Raw genomic sequence first — 6,433 nt, 5'->3', positions numbered from 1 at the left:
TTGAACTTGGCAAGCGCTTTGCTGAAATAATTTTGAAATAATTCAAATTAGTTTTTTCAGGCGCTATTAACTGTTCCTGAAATGAGGTGCACGCTTCTCTATAAACGCCTGCATACCTTCCTTCTGATCCGCAGTAGCAAAGGTGCTGTGGAATAAGCGGCGCTCGAATTGCACACCTTCTGCCAGCGTCGTTTCGTATGCACGGTTAATAGACTCTTTGACCATCATCACCATCGGCAGAGACATATTGGCAATGACCGTTGCCGCCGCCAATGCTTCTTCATGCAACTTGTCTGCAGCAACCACGCGCGAAACCAAACCCGCACGCTCCGCTTCCGCCGCGTCCATCATGCGCGCCGTCAGGCACAGATCCATCGCTTTCGCTTTGGATACTGCGCGCGGCAAACGCTGTGTACCGCCCGCACCAGGAATAATCCCGAGTTTGATTTCCGGCTGGCCGAATTTGGCCGTATCGGCCGCGATGATGAAATCGCACATCATTGCCAGCTCACAACCGCCGCCCAGCGCATAACCGGCAACCGCAGCGATGACCGGTTTGCGCACACTGCGGATTTGCTCCCAGTTACGCGTGATGTAGTCGCCTTTATATACATCCATATATGTGTAACTGGCCATCGCACCGATATCGGCACCTGCAGCAAAGGCTTTTTCACTACCAGTAATGATGATGCAACCGATATCGTCGTCGCCATCGAAGGATTGCAGAGCCAGGCCCAGCTCATCCATTAACTTGTCATTGAGCGCATTCAGCGCAGCAGGGCGATTCAAGGTGATCAGACCAACCTTGCCGTGGATTTCGACCAGAATATTTTCGTATTGCATGGAATCGCTCCTTATATAACTACGCTCAGTTGCACTAAATACTATTCAGACATCATTTTGGTAATAGCACCCACATCGTACCGCGCTGCTTCATGCGACCGGCTTGTTCTCCCGCCTGCGCACCGAAACCCCAGAAGAAGTCGGCACGCACTGCATTTTTGATCGCACCGCCGGTATCCTGCGCCATCATCAAACGTTGCAGCAAGACATTGCTGTTCGGCTGAGTCGTCGAGAGGAAGACCGGCGCACCCATCGGTATATATTGCGGATCGATAGCAATTGAGCGCTGCGGCGTCAAAGGCACGCCCATCGCGCCCTTCGGCCCGACGCTAGCATCCGCTATTTTTTCTTCCTTGAAGAAGACATAGCTAGGATTCGCATTCAGCAATTCCTGTTGGCGGGTCGGATTGGCAATGACCCAGGCTTTAATACTTTGCGCAGACGCCTGATCCAGAGTCATCTCCCCCTTATCCACCAGATAACGACCGATGGATTTATACGGCTGGCCATTTTGATCAGCATAGGCGACGCGGACAGTTTCCTTGCCATCCGCCAGTTGCACGCGGCCGGAACCCTGGACTTGCAGGAAGAAAGCTTCGATAGGATCGTCCACCCACAGGATTTCCTTACCTGCCAGCGAATTCGATTGGGCCATTTCAGCACGCGACGGATAAGCCACTACCTTGTTGCCCACCAGGCGACCGCGCAGACGCATACCTTTGAGCTCCGGATAAACACTGGCCAAATCTATCGTCAGGATATCGTCCGGCGCACGGTGTAAAGGCGTCTGGTATGGGCCGCCGCGTTTACGTGAACCACGCAACAACGGCTCGTAGTAACCAGTGACCAGGCCATTATCCGAACCATCAGGATTACGCACCTCGTACGGCGTGAAGTAAGTTTCAAAGTGCTGGCGGATGGCTTCGCTATTATTAGTATCGACATTCGCCGCGGCAGTACATGCGCTCTTCCAGTTCACGCGGCGTATCAGCACCGAGCACGACGACGCGTAAGCCGGCCATGCTTCGCGCAGATTATCCAGGCGCCATCCCGGCAGGGCGGCATAGGTAGTCGGGCGCAGCGTCGGCCCGATCTCGGTTTTCGGCAAATCGCCCGGCGTCACTACCGGTTTCGGCGGCGCCACGACCGGCTTCTCGGGTGGGGGCGGCAGCGTGGAACAGGAAACAAGGCCGAGTAAGAGGGATGCGAGTAAACTAAGACGGATCAATGACATAGGGGTGATAAGCAATGTGGCTACTATTGGTTGAAGCGGGAATCGCGCTGTTTTTACTGTTCTTTATAGTGTGGTGGACCATGTTCTCCGGCAGAAAGCCAACACAACCACCAGCACAAAAGTCTTTACCGCAGACAGACGACGAGAAAAAACAGGATTAATGCAAGGTACGCGGCAGGGATAAGACGAACTCGGGTATTTTCGCCTCGAACTGTTTGCCATCCTCGGCAACACAGAAGTAATCTCCCGCCATGGTTCCCTGCGGCGTCGCCATCGAAGTACCACTGGTGTACTCGAACTGCTCACCCGGCTGCAACAAAGGCTGATTACCGACCACACCAAGGCCACGCACCTCCTGCACCTGGTTGTTGGCGTCGGTAATCACCCAATGGCGCGAAATCAATTGTGCCGCGACCTGCCCTGTATTCCTGATCGTCACTGAATACGCAAATACATAATTGGAACGAGCCGGATCTGACTGCTCCTCCAGGTACTGCGTATTAATAGTCACGGTAAATTCATAAGATGCCATTTGATTCCTTTTGCGCTGCAAGTTCCCTTGCTTCTTGTATATGTCGTTGTGGCGCTGCCATGCCCTATATATAGAGCAACAAGCCATTGCACACGAAATTCCCGGCGCATGCAAGGCAGGCGGGCGGAGTCACGGGTAAAATAGCGGCTTCTTTAGCAAAATCACGATCATGCCTAACTACCGCATCGCTCCCAGCATTTTATCCGCCGATTTCGCCCGTCTTGGTGAAGAAGTACGCAATGTCGTCACTGCCGGCGCCGATATCATCCATTTCGACGTGATGGATAACCATTATGTGCCTAATCTGACTATCGGGCCGCTGGTGTGCGAAGCGATACGCCCGCACGTACAAGTGCCTATCGACGTACATCTGATGGTCAAACCGGTTGATCGCATTATTCCTGACTTTGCCAAGGCCGGTGCCAATATCATTACCTTCCACCCGGAAGCATCCGAGCATATAGACCGTACCCTGCAATTGATCCGTGATAACGGCTGTAAAGCTGGCTTGGTGTTCAATCCGGCAACGCCCCTGAATCACCTCGAACATGTGATGGACAAGCTGGACATCATCCTGATGATGTCGGTCAACCCGGGCTTTGGCGGCCAATCCTTCATTCCGCATACGCTGAAGAAGATCGCTGCCGTACGCAAAATGATCGATGAATCCGGCCGCGACATCATGCTGGAAGTCGATGGCGGCATCAAAATCGACAACATCGCGGCTGCGGCCGCAGCTGGCGCAGATACCTTTGTCGCTGGCTCCGCCATTTTCGGCAAACCGGATTACAAAGCCGTGATCGACGCGATGCGCAGCGAACTGGCGAAAGTCTGAGCTTGAACGCGGTGACTGAAAACCAGATGTTGCACGGCATACGTGGCGTCATTATTGATCTCGATGGCACCATGCTGCATACCGCACAGGATCTGCACATAGCCATCAATCGCATGCGGGCCGGACTCGGCCTGACACCGCTGGACCTGGAAACCGCCATCAGCTTTGTCGGCAAGGGAGCAGAAAACCTGGTGCGCAAGACCATAGGCGTCGATTTCTCAGAAAGCGAAGTCGAACTGCGCTTCAAGGAAGCGATGGCCTTGTTTGAGCAACATTACTTTGATGTGAATGGCGAATTCGCGACCGCTTATCCAGGCGTGCACGAAGGTTTGCAGGAAATGCAGGCCAAAGGTTTGCGTCTGGCTTGTGTCACCAACAAACCCATCGCTTTCACGCTGCCGTTGCTGAAGAAGACCGCTCTGCATGATTACTTTGAAGTCATTTACGGTGGAGACTCCTTTACGAAAAAGAAGCCGGATCCCATGCAATTACTGCAGGTCTGCGCTGATTTTGACCTTGCGCCGGAGCAGATCGTCGCCATCGGCGATTCGATCAATGACTCGCAAGCCGCACGGGCTGCGGGTTGCAAGGTCCTCGCGGTGCCGTATGGCTACAACCACGGGCAGGCTATACAAGACGTCGATTCGGATGGTATAGTTTCTTCGCTGCTAGAAGCAGCTCAACTAATGCAGCTCACCTAATTTCATCATAAACATCATGTTTTTCAACAAAAAACGACTCGCATTACCAGGCGCCCACGAGGCCTGGCTATGGCGACGCTGGCAAAACTGGTCTTAAGCACCAATTGCCGCTGATCGTCTGCGCCCATTGCGCGATCAGCAACGTTTTTTGAACTACCACGCCGCTCGACTACAATAGCGGTCCGGAGAGAAACATGACTGAACTCGAATTCAAATCGTTGGCCGCGCAAGGCTATAACCGTATTCCGCTGATCGCCGAAGCTTTCGCTGATCTGGAAACACCACTCACGCTGTACCTGAAACTGGCACAAACCCAGAATGGCGGGAAGAATTCCTTCCTGCTGGAATCTGTCGTCGGTGGTGAGCGTTTCGGTCGCTATTCCTTTATCGGCCTGCCTGCCAATACACTGATGCGCAGCTTCGGTACGCGCATAGAAGTCGTCAAGAACGGCAGCATCATCGAAACCAGGGAAGGCAATCCGCTCGATTTCATCGCGGAATTCCAGGCCCGCTACAAGGTAGCGATCCTGCCCGGCATGCCACGCTTCTGCGGCGGCCTTGCTGGTTATTTCGGTTACGACACCGTACGCCATGTTGAAAAGCGCCTCGCGCATACAACACCAAAAGACGATCTGGGCCTGCCGGAAATCCAGCTGCTGCTGACCGAAGAACTGGCAGTCATCGACAACCTGTCCGGCAAGCTGTATCTGATTGTGTATGCCGACCCGACCCAGCCGGAAGCATTCAGCAAAGGTCGTCAACGCCTGAAAGATTTGCGCGCCATGTTGCATCGCGCCGTCGAATTGCCTATCACTACCGCGTCGGTACGCACTGAAACGATACGTGAGTTCGATAAGGAATCGTATCTGGCCGCGGTGGCCAAAGCCAAAGAATACGTGATGGCAGGCGACCTGATGCAAGTACAGATAGGCCAGCGCATCAAGAAACAATACGTCGATTCGCCGCTCACGCTGTACCGCGCGCTGCGTTCGCTGAATCCGTCGCCGTATATGTACTTCTATAATTTCGGCGATATGCAAATCGTCGGTTCGTCACCGGAAATCCTGGTGCGCAATGAAACCATTGCGGAAACTGCGTCCGGCGATACCAAGAAAGTCACCATCCGTCCGCTGGCGGGTACCCGCCCACGTGGCGCGACACCAGAGAAAGACGCGGCGCTGGCGAAAGAATTGCTGGCTGATCCGAAAGAGATCGCCGAACACGTGATGCTGATCGACCTGGCACGTAATGACATAGGCCGGATCGCCGAAACCGGCAGCGTGCAAGTCACCGACAAGCTGGTCATCGAAAAATACTCGCACGTACAACACATCGTTTCCAACGTCGAAGGCACATTGAAATCCGGCCTGTCGAATCTGGACGTGCTGAAAGCGACCTTCCCGGCAGGCACCTTATCCGGCGCGCCGAAAGTCCGCGCGATGGAAATCATCGATGAGCTGGAGCCAACCAAACGCGGTATCTATGGCGGCGCTTGTGGTTACCTATCCTTCGGCGGCGAAATGGATCTGGCGATTGCGATCCGTACCGGCGTCATCAAGGATGGCATGTTGTACGTACAAGCAGCAGCTGGCATCGTCGCCGATTCGGTGCCCGAGATGGAATGGCAGGAAACCGAGAACAAGGCACGTGCGGTGCTGAGAGCCGCGGAACAGGTACAAGACGGTTTGGACGGGGAGATTTAAATGTTACTGATGATCGATAACTACGACTCGTTCACCTACAACCTGGTGCAATACTTCGGCGAATTGGGCGAAGACGTGCACACCGTGCGTAACGACGAGATCACACTGGAACAAATCGCAGCGCTGAATCCTGAGCGCATCTGCATTTCACCTGGCCCTTGCACACCGCATGAAGCGGGCGTGTCGGTACCTATTCTGCAGCAATTCGCAGGCAAGCTGCCTATCCTCGGCGTCTGCCTCGGACATCAGGCTATCGGCGCGGCATTCGGCGGCAAGGTTGTGCGCGCGCAGCAAGTCATGCATGGCAAGACTTCGCAGATCACACATACCGGCGTCGGCGTCTTCAAGGATTTGCCATCGCCATACACCGTGATTCGCTATCACTCGCTGGCGATCGAACGCGCATCGCTGCCGGACTGCCTGGAAGTCACCGCATGGACTGACGATGGTGAAATCATGGGCGTGCGCCACAAGGAATTCGATATTCAAGGCGTGCAATTCCATCCGGAATCCATCCTGTCCGAACACGGACATGCGCTGCTGAAAAACTTCCTCGTGCGCTGAGATGGATAGTGCCGCAAGTTA

At 54.2% G+C, this 6,433-nt stretch carries 7 protein-coding genes; 4 read left to right on the top strand and 3 right to left on the bottom strand.

Going from position 1 to position 6,433, the window contains the following annotated elements:
- Positions 1-66 precede the first annotated feature (66 nt).
- From DBR37_RS04440 to apaG, 3 genes are all read right to left on the bottom strand, one after another.
- Complete coding sequence (locus DBR37_RS04440; protein WP_124573228.1) at positions 67-843, bottom strand: enoyl-CoA hydratase; 777 nt, start codon at positions 841-843, stop codon at positions 67-69.
- A gap of 52 nt (positions 844-895) precedes the next feature.
- Positions 896-2,077, bottom strand: a complete 1,182-nt coding sequence (locus DBR37_RS04435) for a murein transglycosylase A (RefSeq protein WP_124573226.1) — start codon at positions 2,075-2,077, stop codon at positions 896-898.
- Between the two features lie 157 nt (positions 2,078-2,234).
- The gene (gene apaG / locus DBR37_RS04430) at positions 2,235-2,609 is read right to left on the bottom strand and encodes a Co2+/Mg2+ efflux protein ApaG (protein ID WP_124573224.1); all 375 of its coding nucleotides are present in this window, start codon (positions 2,607-2,609) and stop codon (positions 2,235-2,237) included.
- Positions 2,610-2,778: 169 nt separating this feature from the next.
- On the opposite strand from apaG, the gene rpe reads away from it, so the two are divergent.
- From rpe to DBR37_RS04410, 4 genes are all read left to right on the top strand, one after another.
- The gene (gene rpe / locus DBR37_RS04425; RefSeq protein WP_124573222.1) at positions 2,779-3,444 is read left to right on the top strand and encodes a ribulose-phosphate 3-epimerase; all 666 of its coding nucleotides are present in this window, start codon (positions 2,779-2,781) and stop codon (positions 3,442-3,444) included.
- 26 nt (positions 3,445-3,470) lie between these two features.
- Positions 3,471-4,145 carry a phosphoglycolate phosphatase gene (locus DBR37_RS04420; protein WP_124573285.1) on the top strand — a complete coding sequence of 225 codons (675 nt, stop codon included), beginning with the start codon at positions 3,471-3,473 and terminating at the stop codon, positions 4,143-4,145.
- Positions 4,146-4,339: 194 nt separating this feature from the next.
- Entirely contained in the window at positions 4,340-5,848 is a 1,509-nt protein-coding gene (gene trpE, locus DBR37_RS04415; protein WP_124573220.1) for an anthranilate synthase component I, read from the top strand.
- A complete protein-coding gene (locus DBR37_RS04410; RefSeq protein WP_076592547.1) occupies positions 5,849-6,412 on the top strand; it encodes an aminodeoxychorismate/anthranilate synthase component II in 564 nt (187 codons plus the stop codon).
- Positions 6,413-6,433 lie beyond the last annotated feature (21 nt).

It is taken from the genome of Herminiimonas sp. KBW02 (assembly GCF_003852535.1).
Classification (GTDB): domain Bacteria; phylum Pseudomonadota; class Gammaproteobacteria; order Burkholderiales; family Burkholderiaceae_D; genus Oxalicibacterium.
Note: the sequence above shows the minus strand (reverse complement) of the source record. Positions and strands in the feature narration are given on the sequence as shown.

Bases quoted from the DNA above. Each gene is read 5' to 3' on its own strand.
- DBR37_RS04440 (WP_124573228.1), bottom strand. From the start codon at position 843: ATGCAATACGAAAATATTCTGGTCGAAATCCACGGCAAGGTTGGTCTG.
- trpE (WP_124573220.1), top strand. From the start codon at position 4,340: ATGACTGAACTCGAATTCAAATCGTTGGCCGCGCAAGGCTATAACCGT.
- DBR37_RS04435 (WP_124573226.1), bottom strand. From the start codon at position 2,077: ATGTCATTGATCCGTCTTAGTTTACTCGCATCCCTCTTACTCGGCCTT.
- DBR37_RS04410 (WP_076592547.1), top strand. From the start codon at position 5,849: ATGTTACTGATGATCGATAACTACGACTCGTTCACCTACAACCTGGTG.
- rpe (WP_124573222.1), top strand. From the start codon at position 2,779: ATGCCTAACTACCGCATCGCTCCCAGCATTTTATCCGCCGATTTCGCC.
- apaG (WP_124573224.1), bottom strand. From the start codon at position 2,609: ATGGCATCTTATGAATTTACCGTGACTATTAATACGCAGTACCTGGAG.
- DBR37_RS04420 (WP_124573285.1), top strand. From the start codon at position 3,471: ATGTTGCACGGCATACGTGGCGTCATTATTGATCTCGATGGCACCATG.